Origin of the sequence: Mesorhizobium sp. M0195, assembly GCF_040322115.1 — a bacterium.
GTDB lineage: Bacteria > Pseudomonadota > Alphaproteobacteria > Rhizobiales > Rhizobiaceae > Mesorhizobium.
Genome location: NZ_JAMYSV010000007.1, coordinates 194,956 through 208,235 on the forward strand (window position 1 = coordinate 194,956; position 13,280 = coordinate 208,235).

A 13,280-nucleotide genomic window follows, 5' to 3' on the forward strand; every position below is an offset into this window, starting at 1 on the left:
TCCCGGGGGCCTTTTTGATTCCAGGAGACTTAGTCGGTGCCAGTAAGGTCAATGCCAGTAAGGCTCGACCTTGTAGTAGTTGTATGAGGCGTCACGTGCGGCCTCGCCGTCGGCGCCGGTCAGCTCGTTGATCGAGTAAGAAGGAGCGGCCATCAGCTGGTCTTTGGTGAACGGCACGACATAGCCACCCTTGTTCTCGTCATAATCAAGGCTCGCCCACGGAATGGCGTGGTATTTCTCGCCAATGCCGAGAAATCCGCCAAAACCGATCACGGCAAACATGATTCCGTTCGACAATTTGTCGAGCATAACGTCCTCGATGTCGCCGATATGAGTGCCTTCCGTGTTGTAGACCGATGTGCCGATAACCCGCGAAGCGGCGATGGCTTCGGTGTGTCCCGTCTGGGTCGTCATGGTGTTCTCCTCGTCGTCGTTGACATTAGATTTTGACAATGAGGGCCGCGGGCTAAGGTTCCAGGCGGGTTCGAAATTCTTCAAAGTTTTCTTGACGACGCTGCTGTGGCGCAACTGCTGGTTCAACCCACGCTCTTGGCGATGCGATCGAAGGCCATCAGCCGTTCAAACAATGCGGGAAGATCCTTTAGCGGCACCATGTTGGGACCGTCGGAAGGCGCGTTGTCGGGGTCCTGGTGCGTCTCGATGAAGACGCCGGCGACGCCAACCGCGACGGCCGCGCGCGCCAGCGTCTCGACAAAGCGCCGGTCGCCTCCAGACGAACCGCCCTGCCCACCCGGCTGCTGCACGGAATGGGTGGCATCGAAAATCACCGGCGCGCCGATCTCGGCCATGATCGGCAGCGCCCGCATGTCGGACACCAGGGTGTTGTAACCAAAGGATGCGCCGCGCTCGGTCACCAAGACATTGGCGTTGCCGGAGCCGATGATCTTGGCGACGACGTTCTTCATGTCCCACGGCGCGAGGAATTGGCCCTTCTTCACATTGACCACCTTGCCGGTTCTTGCCGCAGCAATCAGCAAATCGGTCTGTCGGCTGAGGAAGGCAGGAATCTGCAGGATATCGGCATGCGGAGCGACGATCGCGCATTGTTCCTCAGTGTGGACGTCGGTCAGGATCGGCAGCGCAAAATTCTTGCGCAAGTCGTCGAAGATCGGCATTGCCGCTTCAAGTCCCGCGCCGCGCGTGCCGCCAAGCGAGGTGCGGTTGGCCTTGTCGTAGCTGGTCTTGTAGACGAGCCCAATGCCGAGCCTTTCAGTCAATTCCTTTAGCGCACCGGCCATGTCGAAAGCGTGCTGCCGCGATTCCAGCTGACATGGACCGGCGATCAGCGATAAGGGCGCGCTGTTGCCGAAAATGACTTTGCCGACCGCAACGGAAGAGTTCGGCATCAGTGGATTGAGCTTGTTCATGCGATCTCCCGGAAAATAAAGGCGGCGCCCTGCCCTGGCGCCGGCGGCACGATGATATCACTGCCGCGCGTGTGATGTTCGACGGAATTGGCTGCAAGCAGCTTGGCGACGGCGTCGGCGTGCCCAATCGAAAAGACGATCCCGGCAAAGCGGAGTTCAGATGGCGCGCCGGCGGGAATGCCGAAGCGTGCCGAATAGGCTGCAGGATCCAGAATGGTCACTACGGCATTCGGCAGCTCATAGACAGTGCCGCCCTGCGCCTCGATTCCGGCTGCGATCGAAATCAAGCGGCCTTGTTCGAAAGGTTCGCCAGTGACTGCTACGACTTCGACAATGCCGGTTGCGCCATTAGCGTGGCCCTGCAACGCAGTGCGGTCGACGTTCGGCGCATTGATCCGCTCGCAGGCGAAGAGAAAAGCGTCCGTTGCCTTGCCTGTAGCCGCGAAGGCCAGTTTGAACGATGCGGTGTCGCTCTTTCCCGTCGCATCGGTGAAGGCGCGCGAAAAGCTTAGCGCGTCCCCCGCCGACAGACCGGCTTCCATGTAACGCGCGTGGTCCGCGGCGGCGCTTTCGGTGCCCAGCGCCACGGCAGAAAATCCTTCATCGCCGTTTTCTTCGCGATAGGTGCGATCACGCGCGACAAAGACATTGCGGTTCGCGATCGCCTTTGCCACGGCCTGTCTGTCGGCGACCACGAGCGGCTCGAGATAGGTGCCGTCGGTGAGGAAGACACAGCAGTTTTCCGTTCCGAAAGGGTGGATACCTGTCGGCGCAACGGTAAAGCCAAGCAGGGTCAAGCGCGCCCGCGCAATATCGAGGCTCGCGATCGGCAGCACCAGGTGATCGAGCGGATGAGGCCTTGCGGAGGTGTTCTCGGTCATGTCCCGCGCGGTGTGCCTCATTCCTGAAAATGGTTCAAGGGCTTGGCCGACGCCTCAGCGGCAAGACCATTATCAGCGCCTAGGGGACGGCGGCTCGTCAACTTGCAACGATGTCGGCCGAATAACGCAATTCGCGTAGCGGTTTGACCCGGCTGGTCGTCTCTGCATAGAGCGGATGCGCCTTGTAGGCGGCGAGCGCCGCTTCGTCCTCGAACTCGGCGTAGACGACCACATCGATCTCATCCGAGAGCGGGTCGACCTTGGTGTTGAGCGTTACCTCGAAATGACGCGAATGAGGTATCTTGCCAAGCGCAAGGAGGCCCGTGCGCACTGCCTCGACATCCGCTTTATGCCGTGCGCTGAAGAAAACGATATGCCGGATCAACCCAGCCTCCTCGACCGTTGGACCGGCGTTCTTTTGTGTCAGCGGCAGCGTGCCGTCAATCGGCAGGTTTGTCGCGTCTGCGAACCGTAGCAGCGAAGAGAAACTACACCATGCTGGTTACATAGTGCACGATGCGGGTCACCTCCCTGACCGTCCTGTCGAGGTAGCGGCCTTGGTTGTAAATGCCGTCCCAGATCAGGAAAAAGGTGACGGTCGTGATGACGATGACATAGCGCATGACTAAAACTAGCGCATATAGACGGCTGCAACCATAACGATTCCAACGCTGCTGGGGACCCTCCCCGGGAATCTTTAGCGGCCGTTTGATCTGCCCGGCCGTCAAAAAGTCCGATCGTGACGCAGGATGCGGCCATAACGGCCAATGGGAAATCATATCATGCGCAGACGGACGATCTCCCTCGTTGCAATTCTTGTCGCTGCAGGCGGCATCTGGCTCAACAACACCTCGCTGCTTTCGAGCCAGCCGGCCGGCACCCCTCCGGTGCTTGCGCATCGCGGCCTGGCTCAGGATTTCGACCGTACGAACCTCCGATCGGAAACATGCACGGCCGCTCGCATGCTGACGCCGCGCCATTCCTTCCTCGAGAACACGATACCGTCGAGGGAAGCCGCCTTCGCGCTCGGTGCGGACGCGCTCGAACTTGATGTCCATCCTACCACGGACGGCAAGTTCGCCGTCTTCCACGATTGGACGCTGGATTGTCGCACCGACGGCAAGGGTGAAACGCGCAGCCATGCAATGTCCGAATTGAAGACGCTCGATATTGGTTATGGCTACACTGCCGATGGCGGCAAGACCTTTCCGTTTCGCGGCAAGGGTGTCGGCATGATGCCGTCGCTGGATGAAGTCTTGCAGCGCTTCCCGAACCGGCGCTTCAACATCAACGTCAAAAGCAACGATCCCAAGGAAGGCGAGATGCTGGCTGCCTGGCTCGCCACATTGACGCCGGCCGAGCGCGCCAATCTGACGGTCTATGGCGGCGACAGGCCTATGGACGCGGTCAAGGCAGCGTTGCCGGATACGCACACGCTGAGCCGCGCATCCCTGACGCGCTGCATTCTTCGCTACGCTGCGCTCGGCTGGAGCGGCTACGTTCCTGATGCCTGCCGCCAGGGCACTTTGCTCATCCCCGTCAATATCGCAAAGTGGATGTGGGGCTGGCCGGACCGTTTTCTCGACCGTATGGACGGTGTCGGCAGCCATGTCTACCTGCTCGGTCCCTATTCCGGCGGCGGCTTTTCACAAGGCCTCGACGACCCAGCCTCGATCGACCAACTGCCGGACGATTATTCCGGTGGGATTTCGACGGACGCACTGCATCTGGTCATGCCTGCCGTCAAGCGGCGTTTCGCACCACGTGGGTGACAAGGCCATCTGCTGGAAAAAGGTTTGCCATACCGGACAGTATCTTAGCGCTGAGACAGTTTCGAGTCGACGCTCAAATCCTCACCTAGAGAGTGATGCGGTACTTGGCAAACCCTGCTTCGCCCTCGCCCGCCGGCTCGATCTTCAGCGACGTCACTTGCGCAATGAAATCCTTTGCCCTGGCGCCGGTCTGGAATACGACGCTGGTTCCCGGTAGTGGCGCAAACGACCGATTGGCGTCCGCCGACGGATTGATGGTGCCTTTGCTGACGATATAACGCACGATCACATCGCGGTTGGTGTCGGGCGCTTCGTAGATGATCTTCGAGGCATTGATCTGCGGGAAATTGCCTCCGCCGCCGGCTCGGTAGTTGTTGGTGGCGACGACGAATTTCCGCTTGGGATCAATTGGTTTGCCGTTGAACATCAAGTCAATAATGCGGTTCGAGCCAGCATTCACCAGCCCGCCCTTCGAATCATATTTCGGTGGCTGCGACAGATCGATTTTGTAGGTGACGCCGTCGATCACGTCGAAATTATAGGATGGGAAGTCAGTGTTGATGAGCGCCTGGTCGGCTTTGCCCGGTTCGATCCGGTTGAAGATGCCGGCCGACATTTCCAGCCATTCCTTCACCTCCGCTCCGGTGATTTCGACGGCGCGCACCGTGTTTGGATAGAGGTAGAGGTCGGCGACGTTCTTGATGGCGATATCGCCCACCGGCACGTCGGTGTAATAGTCGGCGCCGTTGCGCCCACCCGCCTTGAACGGTGCCGCCGCCGACAGCAGCGGCATATCCTTCCACTCGGTGTTCTTCAGGATGTCCTTCAAGTACCAGGTCTGCGCCTGACTGACGATCTGGACCGATGGATCGTCGGCGACCAGCGCAAAATAGGAATAGAGCGGCGCCGAGGTTTTGCCGACAGGCCGGCGCACATAGGCGAGCGTCGCCTCGTGATCCTGTTTGAGCGCGTCGACGATGCGCTGGTCGTCCGCGACGGTCGGCTTGTTCGTCTTGTCGACCCGCTCAAAGATCGGCCTGGCCTCAGAGGTCGCGGAGACGATTTTCCATGTCGATCCGTCGCGCTCCAGCAACAGATCGATCAGCCCCATATGCGAGCCCCAGAAGCCGGCCATAACGGCGGGCTTGCCTTGCAGCGTGCCTTTCGCCGGATCGACGGCTTCCAGCAACTGAAAGTCCTTCTTGCCAGGGAAGACGAGGTGCTGGTGGCCGGTGAACACCGCATCGATGCCTTCGACACCTGCCACGAAGACGGAGGCATTCTCCATCATGTCGCTTTGCTTCACGTCGATGCCGGAATGGGAGAGCGCAATGACGATGTCGGCGCCTTCTTCCTTCATTTGCGGCACCCACGCCTTGGCCGCCTCGACGATGTCGCGCGTCTTGACACTTCCTTGGAGATTTTTCAGGTCCCAGACCATGATCTGCGGCGGCACGAAGCCAATGATGCCGATCCTGATCGGTTGCTCGGCGCCCGATCCGTCTTTGATCTTCCTGTCGAGGATGACATACGGCTTGAGATAGAGCTTGTCGTCGCGCGGGTTCGCGGCGAGCTCGGTGCCGCGGATCAGGTTCGCGCAGACGAACGGGAAATTGGCACCGGCCAGCACCTTGTCCATGAACGACAGGCCATAGTTGAACTCGTGGTTGCCGAGCGTCGAGCATTCGTAGCCGAGCAGGTTCATGCCCTTCATGACCGGATGCAGATCGCCATCATTCATCCCTCTCTCGTAGGCGATGTAGTCGCCCATCGGGTTGCCTTGTAGAAGGTCGCCATTATCGACCAGCATCGCGTTGGTTGCTTCCTTGCGCACGGCTTCAATCAACGATGCCGTTCGCGACAGCCCCATCGTGTCGTTGGCTTTGTCGGCGTAGTAATCGTAAGGCAGCACATTCACGTGGATGTCGGTCGTCTCCATAATCCTCAGATGCGCCTGATTGGCTTGAGCCCGGGCGGAGAACGGATGCAGCATAATCAGCGCTCCGCTCACGGCAACGCCGGCGAGGAAATCGCGGCGTGAGACGAGGTGGCGCAGTTGGGACATTCGTTTTCTCTTTCTTCCACGACGTGACAAGTCCTGCCCGAAGCAAAGCTTCGCGCCGAAATCCAGCCGAGTCCAGAAGCCGATTCCATCAAGAGGAGGTGACGCGCCGATGAATGTCCGGCAGCGAACAATCAGCCCTTATCGTCGTCGCCCTGGGTGATCAACCGCGCGCTGCGCTGACCGGTGAAGTAGATCCATAGCCAGCTCAGGGAAACCGCAAGCCGGTTACGAAAGCCGATCAGGAAGTAGATATGCGCCAAGCCCCACAGCCACCAGGCAAGCCGGCCGGTGAGCTTGATCCAGCCGAAATCGATGGCCGCGGCGCGCTTGCCGATCGTCGCCAGATCGCCGTCATGCCTGTAGCTGAAAGGACGCGGTGTCGCGTCACCGGCAAGCCTTGCCTTGATCGTCGCGGCGACGTGCCGTCCCTGCTGCTTGGCGGCGGGCGCGACGCCCGGCACCAGCCGGCCATCCGGCCGCAGGACGTGCGCTGCGTCACCGATGACGAAAATCTCCCGGTTTCCCGGCACACTCAGGTCGGGCTCGACAAGCACTCTGCCCGCGCGGTCCGCTGCCGCGCCGAGCCATTCGGCGGCCGGCGAAGCGGCGACGCCCGCCGCCCACAGGATTGTCCTGGCCGGCAAGTGTGTGTCGCCGAAGACGACACCCTCGGCATCGCAGCGCGTAACCGCCCGGCCGAGTTCGACGGTCACGCCGAGCCGTTCGAGCGCCTTCGTTGCATAACCGGAGAGTTCGGGAGCGAAATTGGAGAGGATGCGGTCGCCGGCCTCAATCAGCACCACACGCGTCTGCCGCGTGTCGATGTTGCGGAACTCGCCGCGCAGCGTGTCGTGCGCCAGCTCAGCAATAGTGCCGGCCAGTTCCACGCCGGTCGGCCCGCCGCCGACGATCGCCAGCGTCAGCAATGCCTGACGCTTGGCGGGACCGGTTTCCCGTTCGGCCCGCTCGAAAGCTAAAAGAATACGCCGTCGAATGGTGGTGGCATCCTCCAGCGTCTTCAGGCCCGGGGCAAACGGTTCCCATTCGTCATGGCCGAAATAGGCGTGCCGCGCGCCGGTCGCCAGCACAAGCGTGTCGTAAGCGACCGTGCCGCCGTCCTGCAGCAGCACGCGCTTGCCGGTGCGGTCGATGCCGGTAACGGTGGCGAGCAGCGTCGTCACGTCATCGCGCTTGCGCAGGAGATGGCGGATCGGCCAGGCCACTTCGGAGGTGGCCAGCGCCGTCGTCGCCACCTGGTAGAGTAGTGGCTGAAAGAGGTGATGATTACGCCTGTCGATCATGGTGATGCGCACCGGCGCGCCGGCAAGTGCGCGGGTGAATTCGAGACCGCCGAATCCGGCGCCCACGACGACGACGTGATGGTTGGCTGTGTTCATCTCACTCATCCCTCTCGCCAAGGCTGATGTAAGTCTCCTTGTGCAGTGCAGCAATGCCTGCGCTGCAACTAACTGGGAGTCGTCTCTTGATGTCGTGAATACGCATGCTGCAGACTCGTTCCCAGATATAGCCTGCGTCCAGGATACGACTTGGTTGGAACTGTATATTGCAGGTGAAGGATGGCTAGGGATGAAGATGAAGGCTCAGCGCAGTACGCCTCGCCGCCTTGTTTTATGCACGAACTCGACCCGGAGTTCCAAGCGCCGCTATCCGACTGGACCGACGTAAGGCGCTGGCGCAAGGCCGAGCGCCAGCGATTGATCGCATCCCGCCTTGCCGTTTCAGCCGACACGCGCGCAGCCATGTCGCAGCGCATTGCCGAAGGGCTCGACGCGGTGATCGGTGACGTCGCCGGCCGCGTGGTCAGCCTCTATTGGCCGTTTCGTGGCGAGCCGGACCTGCGCCCGTGGATGGAAACTGTCAACGCGCGGGGCGGGCGCACGGCGTTGCCCGTCGTCGTCGAGAAAGACCGGCCGCTTGTCTTTCGCGCCTATACCCACGGAGACCGGCTGGAGAAGGGCGTCTGGAATATCCCGATACCGGCTGACGGCAATCCGGTGTTACCCGACATCGTCATTTCGCCGATTGTCGGCATCGATCCTGAGCAGTTTCGCCTGGGTTATGGCGGCGGCTTCTTCGATCGTACGCTTGCCGCGATGCCCTTCAAACCGCTGGTCATCGGCGTCGGCTACGAACTGCAGCGCATCGTCACCATCTACCCGCAGCCGCACGACATTCCGATGGACCGTGTGGTGACCGAGGCAGTCAACACCTAGGCGAGTTCGGGCCTAGGCGAGTTCAGGTTTCATTCCCACGGCCGTGCGATCGACGATTTCGCGCAAGGCAAAAGACGAATTGATCTTCGTCACATGCGGCATTGCCGACAGCCACTCCTTGTGGATACGTTCGTAGTCGACGAGATCCTTTGCCGCTATGCGCAGGATGTAGTCATATTCGCCCGACATCAAATGGCAGGATAGGACGTTCGGGCAGCGCTTTATCGCTGCCTCGAAATCCGACAACGTCTTCTCGAATTGCCCGGACAGCGATATATGCACGATCGCCGTCATCTGGTGCCCAAGTGCAGCGTTGGACAGCCGGGCGTGATAGCCGCGGATGGTTCCGGATTTCTCCAGATTGTCCAGCCGCCGCGAACAAGCCGACTGCGATAGGCCGACCTTCTCGGCGAGCGCTGCATTGGGTATCCGCCCATCCTTCTGCAACGTTTCAAGAATGGCGATATCAATCCTGTCGAGCGGCATTTTTGCGAGTTCCTGCGACAATTCCAGTGTTTTGCGCAACGATTATCGAAGAGTTGCCTCTCAAGCAAGCGCATTCGCAAACACTTATCGAACGATTCGTGGTTCACTATCTCTAGACAGGGAACGAGCCCCAAAGGGCCGGATCAGGAGAAAAAAGATGCGCGTCGGTTGCCCCCGGGAAATCAAGAATCACGAATACCGCGTCGGCCTGACACCGGGCTCGGTCCGCGAATATATCGCGCATGGCCATGAAGTGCTGGTCGAGACCGGCGCCGGTGCAGGCATCGGCGCCGATGACAACGCGTATCGCGCTGCCGGCGCCACGATCGCCAAGACGGCAGCCGACGTGTTTGCCAAGTCCGACATGATCGTGAAGGTCAAGGAGCCGCAGGCCAACGAATGGGTTCAGCTCCGCGATGGCCAGATCCTCTATACCTATCTACATCTTGCCCCGGATCCGGAGCAAACCAAGGGCCTGTTGGCCTCCGGCGTGACCGCGATAGCTTACGAGACGGTCACCGACGAGCGCGGCGGCCTCCCGCTCTTGGCGCCGATGTCGGAAGTTGCCGGCCGCCTGTCGATCCAGGCGGGCGCCACGGCGCTGCAAAAGGCCAATGGCGGCCGCGGCGTGCTACTTGGCGGCGTGCCCGGCGTGCTCCCCGGCAAGGTCACCGTGCTCGGCGGCGGCGTTGTCGGCCTGCATGCCGCACGGATGGCGGCCGGCCTCGGCGCCGACGTCACTATTATCGACCGCTCGATCCCGCGCCTGCGTCAGCTCGACGACATCTTTGGCGGCCGCGTTCACACCCGCTACTCGACCGTCGAGGCGCTGGAGGAAGAATGTTTTTCGGCTGACATAGTCGTCAGCGCCGTGCTGATCCCGGGGGCAGCAGCGCCCAAGCTGGTGACGCGCGAAATGCTGTCGGGCATGAAGAAAGGTGCCGTGCTGGTCGACGTCGCCATCGACCAGGGCGGTTGTTTCGAGACCTCGCACGCCACCACCCATGCCGAGCCGACCTATGAAGTCGACGGCATCATCCATTATTGCGTCGCCAACATGCCGGGTGCGGTGCCGGTCACCTCGGCCCACGCGCTCAACAATGCGACGCTGCACTATGGCCTGCAGCTCGCCGACAAGGGCCTCAAGGCGCTGGTAGACGACCACCATCTGCGCAACGGACTGAACGTCCACAAGGGCAAGATAACGAATCGCGCGGTGGCCGAAGCGCTCGGTTACGAACTGGTCGAGCCGAAGGCCGTTCTCGCGGCCTGATTTCCAACCGTTTGTTCCTGATGAGTCGCCGATGCTGTCGGCGGCTGCTTGTTCACAGGCAATTTTCTCGGTCTACAGCCGGTCTTGCCCGCATCTGGTGCCCGTTTGATGCAATGTGCTCTTTCTGTGGCTTTTTTGTTACAGCCGCCACAATGAGCCGATGCTACGTAGATGCCGGGTTCACCAGGGGCAGGGTAATGATCAGCAGAAAATTCACGAAATCTCTTCTTCTCGGCGCAGTTTCTGTTCTGGCGCTTGGGTCGGTCTCTCACGCCGCCGACGTGGTCGAACCGGTCGTGGAGACGGCGGGCTTCAACTGGAGTGGCATCTACGTCGGCTTTGGCGTTGGCGCCGGGGCGAACGTCCACGAGTTGAGCAGCGACTTCATTCCTGGGGTGTCGTTCAACGGTATTGGTGGCGAAGGCGTGTACGGTGAACTCACCGTTGGGTATGACTATATGGTGGCGCCGCGGTTCCTGATCGGCGGACTTCTGGACGCTCATGCCGGCAACATCGAAACCTCCCTCGACGTTGCTGGATTCGACGCATCGGTCAAAGAGACCTATGGTTTCGACGCTGGCTTGCGGGCAGGCTACCTCTTCACGCCAAACACTTTGGGCTATGTCCTTGGTGGCTATTCATGGCAGAAATACAAATTTGACACGAGCGCAGGTTTTGACTTCGACTGGGACCAGAGCGGCTACTTCGTCGGAGCCGGCGTCGAGACGGCCATCAACAGCAACTGGACCATCAAAACCGAATATCGTTTTACGCAATTCAGCACCAACGATGATGTCCTTTCCGAGTTCGGTGTACCGGATGGCGCAATCAACCTCGATACATCGCGTCACACGTTCCAGGTAGCAGCCAATTATCGTTTTGGCGCCCAGAATGGCGGTGTCTCTTCCTTTGAGGCACCTACCTACAACTGGACCGGCTTCTATATCGGCGGTGCGGGCGGCGCGGGTGCGTCGGTGCATCAGATCAATGTTCCGCCGCTTGGCGACCTGGAGTTCAACGGTGTCGGCGGCGAAGGCGTGTTTGGCGAATTGAACGCCGGCTACGATCATGACTTCGGCAGCTGGGTTGCCGGCGTTATGGTTGATGCTCGCTACTCCGGCATGACCTCGGAGCTGGAAGTGCCCGGCGGGTCCATTAATCTGGACACCGACTATGGTTTCGATGTGCTGGGCCGGGTCGGTTTGAAGGTCAACGAATCAACCCTCGCCTATGTGCTTGGCGGTTACAGCTGGCAGCATTTCGATCTGAACGCATCTTCACCCATCGGCGACATCATCGATTGGGGCTCGAGCGGCTTCTCGGTCGGTGGTGGTTTGGAAGCGGCCGTGACCAACAACGTAACTGTCGGTCTCGAATATCGTTATTCGCAGTTTGCCGAGAAGGATATTCTGGAGGAGTTTGGAGGGCCGAGCGATGTCCTCACCACCACTCCTTCTTTCCACACCGTCCGTATCGGTGCGAAGTATAAGTTCAACTAAGGCCCTCCAGGCAAATCGTTCAAGCCCGCCGGCTAATCCCGGCGGGTTTTTTGTTTTGCGAACGATGCAGGCACAAAAAAGCGGAGCCAAAGCCCCGCTTCCTCGGTTATCGAGATTTCCGCCGGTTCATCCGCGGTCGGCAAATCGATCGACAGTCTCTTTCTACCGCTTGTATGCGACGGGAGTGCGACAGGCCCAAGCCGGTGCAGCCTGTTCGGTTACGCGCGGTCGATCCGGCACTGATAGCAATTGTTGCGGGCCGAGCGGATGTGGACGTAGGCAATGTCGTCGCGTTTGAACAACGTCTCTGCCCGTGCGGCAATGGCGTCGGTCGGAATGACGCCGCCGCTACCGTAAACAATACGGTCGTCCTTGCCATAACCGCGCACGATGTAATCGCTGCTTTCGAGCATTTCTGGAAGCAACTCAACCTCGGCAGCGCGTTCGCATTCTTCCGCATGCAGAAAGATCGGCCCGGTTTCGGCATAAGGCTGCAGCTCCGGAAAAGGCCGATAGGCCAGAACAAGATAGGCTTCTCCCGCAGCAACATTCTTCAAGCAATGACGGCAAGGCACGCCGTCGCCGTCCGAAATCTGCCGCTCTGGCATCAGGCCATAAGCATCCGCCCCGCCGCGCTGAAGTGCCCGGACTGCGTCGGTTGGCAAGGCTTTGAATCTTATCGTCATGGCAAAATCTCCGGTGTCGTTGACCGGAAATTATGCTCGCAAGACAGAGCTTCCCACCCGATTCCTGCCGAAATGGATCAGTCCATCAGCGCGTCGAGACCGCGAACCAGACCCTTGATCTGCTGTACCCGTCTGATGGCGAGCAGCGTGCCCGCCACATAGGGTGCCGCGGACGAGCCGGCGTCGTGGCGGATGGTCAGCCGCTCGTCTGGCAGGCCGAACAGCGCCTCGCAGGACAGGATGTAGGACGGCAGGCGAAGCGCGTGCACTTGCACCCCCTCGCCTGCGCCGACCGCACCCCCGCGTGTAGCCGGCACGCCAGAGACCTCGGAGACCGGCTTTGCCGTTGAGGCCTTGCGGATGTCGGCCAGCGCCTCAGCAAGCTCCCGTGCGGTACCGGAGGGCGCGTCGGGCTTCTTTGCACTGGCATAATCGATGACCTCGACGTCCGGCACGTATTTTGCCGCCATAAGTGCAAACCGCTTCATCAGCGTGGCGGTGATGGAAAAGTTGCCGGCGGCAACGACGCCGACGCCGTTGGCGCGCGCCGCAGCATCGATGTCGGCATAGTCGGCAGCACCCAGTCCCGATGTGCCGATCACAGCGTGCCGTCCCTTGTCGATGGCGAGCAGCACATGGTCTTTCACGACATGCGGCTTGGTGAAGTCGACCAGTACGTCCGACGGCGCCTCCAGCGCCTCGGCCAGCGAAGCCGAAACGACAATACCATTAGCCGGCATGCCAACCAGCAGACCGGAATCCTGCCCAGCGCCGCTGCGTGACACGGCCCCGGCCAGCGCCATGTCGCCTTGCGCCCCGATCGCCGGAACCAGCGCCTTGCCGACCCAGCCCGTCGCGCCGGCCATTACCACCCGTATTGTCATCGTGCGATCCTCCATCACCATCGGTTTTTAGACGACAGCGATATGGAAAGTGCTAGGCTCATACAAGTCGGACACACATTTGAGTGTTGATCCAGACCCTGGGCGTGGCAAC

At 60.5% G+C, this 13,280-nt stretch carries 14 protein-coding genes; 4 read left to right on the forward strand and 10 right to left on the reverse strand.

Going from position 1 to position 13,280, the window contains the following annotated elements; translation table 11 throughout:
- Window positions 1-48: 48 nt before the first annotated feature.
- The 5 genes from NKJ12_RS16830 to NKJ12_RS16850 form a co-directional block, all read right to left on the reverse strand.
- Window positions 49-414, reverse strand: coding sequence for a PRC-barrel domain-containing protein (locus NKJ12_RS16830; protein WP_023675091.1), 366 nt, complete (start codon window positions 412-414; stop codon window positions 49-51).
- A gap of 122 nt (window positions 415-536) precedes the next feature.
- Entirely contained in the window at window positions 537-1,388 is an 852-nt protein-coding gene (gene kdsA / locus NKJ12_RS16835; protein ID WP_352704006.1) for a 3-deoxy-8-phosphooctulonate synthase, read from the reverse strand.
- The gene (locus tag NKJ12_RS16840; RefSeq protein WP_352704007.1) at window positions 1,385-2,269 is read right to left on the reverse strand and encodes a VOC family protein; all 885 of its coding nucleotides are present in this window, start codon (window positions 2,267-2,269) and stop codon (window positions 1,385-1,387) included. Before NKJ12_RS16840 ends, kdsA begins: the two co-directional genes overlap by 4 nt.
- A gap of 97 nt (window positions 2,270-2,366) precedes the next feature.
- Window positions 2,367-2,654 carry a Dabb family protein gene (locus NKJ12_RS16845; protein WP_254817185.1) on the reverse strand — a complete coding sequence of 96 codons (288 nt, stop codon included), beginning with the start codon at window positions 2,652-2,654 and terminating at the stop codon, window positions 2,367-2,369.
- Between the two features lie 103 nt (window positions 2,655-2,757).
- Window positions 2,758-2,892: a hypothetical protein gene (locus NKJ12_RS16850; RefSeq protein ID WP_292655342.1), complete on the reverse strand. Its 135-nt coding sequence runs from the start codon at window positions 2,890-2,892 to the stop codon at window positions 2,758-2,760.
- A 159-nt stretch (window positions 2,893-3,051) separates the two neighbouring features.
- On the opposite strand from NKJ12_RS16850, the gene NKJ12_RS16855 reads away from it, so the two are divergent.
- Entirely contained in the window at window positions 3,052-4,041 is a 990-nt protein-coding gene (locus NKJ12_RS16855; protein ID WP_352704009.1) for a glycerophosphodiester phosphodiesterase family protein, read from the forward strand.
- Window positions 4,042-4,126: 85 nt separating this feature from the next.
- Here the strand turns inward: NKJ12_RS16855 and NKJ12_RS16860 are convergent, their stop codons facing one another.
- Together NKJ12_RS16860 and NKJ12_RS16865 are read right to left on the reverse strand one after the other, a co-directional pair.
- Window positions 4,127-6,106, reverse strand: a complete 1,980-nt coding sequence (locus NKJ12_RS16860; protein ID WP_352704012.1) for a bifunctional 2',3'-cyclic-nucleotide 2'-phosphodiesterase/3'-nucleotidase — start codon at window positions 6,104-6,106, stop codon at window positions 4,127-4,129.
- 131 nt (window positions 6,107-6,237) lie between these two features.
- Window positions 6,238-7,503 carry an NAD(P)/FAD-dependent oxidoreductase gene (locus tag NKJ12_RS16865; protein WP_352704014.1) on the reverse strand — a complete coding sequence of 422 codons (1,266 nt, stop codon included), beginning with the start codon at window positions 7,501-7,503 and terminating at the stop codon, window positions 6,238-6,240.
- Window positions 7,504-7,683: 180 nt separating this feature from the next.
- Here NKJ12_RS16865 and NKJ12_RS16870 point away from each other — a divergent pair, with 180 nt between their 5' ends.
- Complete coding sequence (locus tag NKJ12_RS16870; protein WP_352704017.1) at window positions 7,684-8,340, forward strand: 5-formyltetrahydrofolate cyclo-ligase; 657 nt, start codon at window positions 7,684-7,686, stop codon at window positions 8,338-8,340.
- Between the two features lie 12 nt (window positions 8,341-8,352).
- Here the strand turns inward: NKJ12_RS16870 and NKJ12_RS16875 are convergent, their stop codons facing one another.
- The gene (locus tag NKJ12_RS16875; RefSeq protein WP_023675099.1) at window positions 8,353-8,826 is read right to left on the reverse strand and encodes an Lrp/AsnC family transcriptional regulator; all 474 of its coding nucleotides are present in this window, start codon (window positions 8,824-8,826) and stop codon (window positions 8,353-8,355) included.
- 157 nt (window positions 8,827-8,983) lie between these two features.
- Here NKJ12_RS16875 and ald point away from each other — a divergent pair, with 157 nt between their 5' ends.
- Together ald and NKJ12_RS16885 are read left to right on the forward strand one after the other, a co-directional pair.
- The gene (gene ald / locus NKJ12_RS16880; protein ID WP_352704019.1) at window positions 8,984-10,099 is read left to right on the forward strand and encodes an alanine dehydrogenase; all 1,116 of its coding nucleotides are present in this window, start codon (window positions 8,984-8,986) and stop codon (window positions 10,097-10,099) included.
- Between the two features lie 197 nt (window positions 10,100-10,296).
- Window positions 10,297-11,598 (forward strand): outer membrane protein, encoded by a 1,302-nt coding sequence (locus NKJ12_RS16885; RefSeq protein ID WP_352704021.1) that lies wholly within the window; start codon window positions 10,297-10,299, stop codon window positions 11,596-11,598.
- A 218-nt stretch (window positions 11,599-11,816) separates the two neighbouring features.
- On the opposite strand, the gene NKJ12_RS16890 is transcribed toward NKJ12_RS16885, so the two are convergent.
- The gene (locus NKJ12_RS16890) at window positions 11,817-12,284 is read right to left on the reverse strand and encodes a DUF1203 domain-containing protein (protein WP_254817179.1); all 468 of its coding nucleotides are present in this window, start codon (window positions 12,282-12,284) and stop codon (window positions 11,817-11,819) included.
- A gap of 77 nt (window positions 12,285-12,361) precedes the next feature.
- Window positions 12,362-13,168, reverse strand: a complete 807-nt coding sequence (dapB, locus tag NKJ12_RS16895) for a 4-hydroxy-tetrahydrodipicolinate reductase (protein ID WP_254817178.1) — start codon at window positions 13,166-13,168, stop codon at window positions 12,362-12,364.
- Window positions 13,169-13,280 lie beyond the last annotated feature (112 nt).

Coding starts and splice junctions, on each gene's coding strand:
- NKJ12_RS16830 (WP_023675091.1), bottom strand. CDS start 414: ATGACGACCCAGACGGGACACACCGAAGCCATCGCCGCTTCGCGGGTT.
- kdsA (WP_352704006.1), bottom strand. CDS start 1,388: ATGAACAAGCTCAATCCACTGATGCCGAACTCTTCCGTTGCGGTCGGC.
- dapB (WP_254817178.1), bottom strand. CDS start 13,168: ATGACAATACGGGTGGTAATGGCCGGCGCGACGGGCTGGGTCGGCAAG.
- NKJ12_RS16890 (WP_254817179.1), bottom strand. CDS start 12,284: ATGACGATAAGATTCAAAGCCTTGCCAACCGACGCAGTCCGGGCACTT.
- NKJ12_RS16885 (WP_352704021.1), top strand. CDS start 10,297: ATGATCAGCAGAAAATTCACGAAATCTCTTCTTCTCGGCGCAGTTTCT.
- ald (WP_352704019.1), top strand. CDS start 8,984: ATGCGCGTCGGTTGCCCCCGGGAAATCAAGAATCACGAATACCGCGTC.
- NKJ12_RS16870 (WP_352704017.1), top strand. CDS start 7,684: ATGGCTAGGGATGAAGATGAAGGCTCAGCGCAGTACGCCTCGCCGCCT.
- NKJ12_RS16860 (WP_352704012.1), bottom strand. CDS start 6,106: ATGTCCCAACTGCGCCACCTCGTCTCACGCCGCGATTTCCTCGCCGGC.
- NKJ12_RS16840 (WP_352704007.1), bottom strand. CDS start 2,269: ATGACCGAGAACACCTCCGCAAGGCCTCATCCGCTCGATCACCTGGTG.
- NKJ12_RS16855 (WP_352704009.1), top strand. CDS start 3,052: ATGCGCAGACGGACGATCTCCCTCGTTGCAATTCTTGTCGCTGCAGGC.
- NKJ12_RS16865 (WP_352704014.1), bottom strand. CDS start 7,503: ATGAACACAGCCAACCATCACGTCGTCGTCGTGGGCGCCGGATTCGGC.
- NKJ12_RS16875 (WP_023675099.1), bottom strand. CDS start 8,826: ATGCCGCTCGACAGGATTGATATCGCCATTCTTGAAACGTTGCAGAAG.
- NKJ12_RS16850 (WP_292655342.1), bottom strand. CDS start 2,892: ATGCGCTATGTCATCGTCATCACGACCGTCACCTTTTTCCTGATCTGG.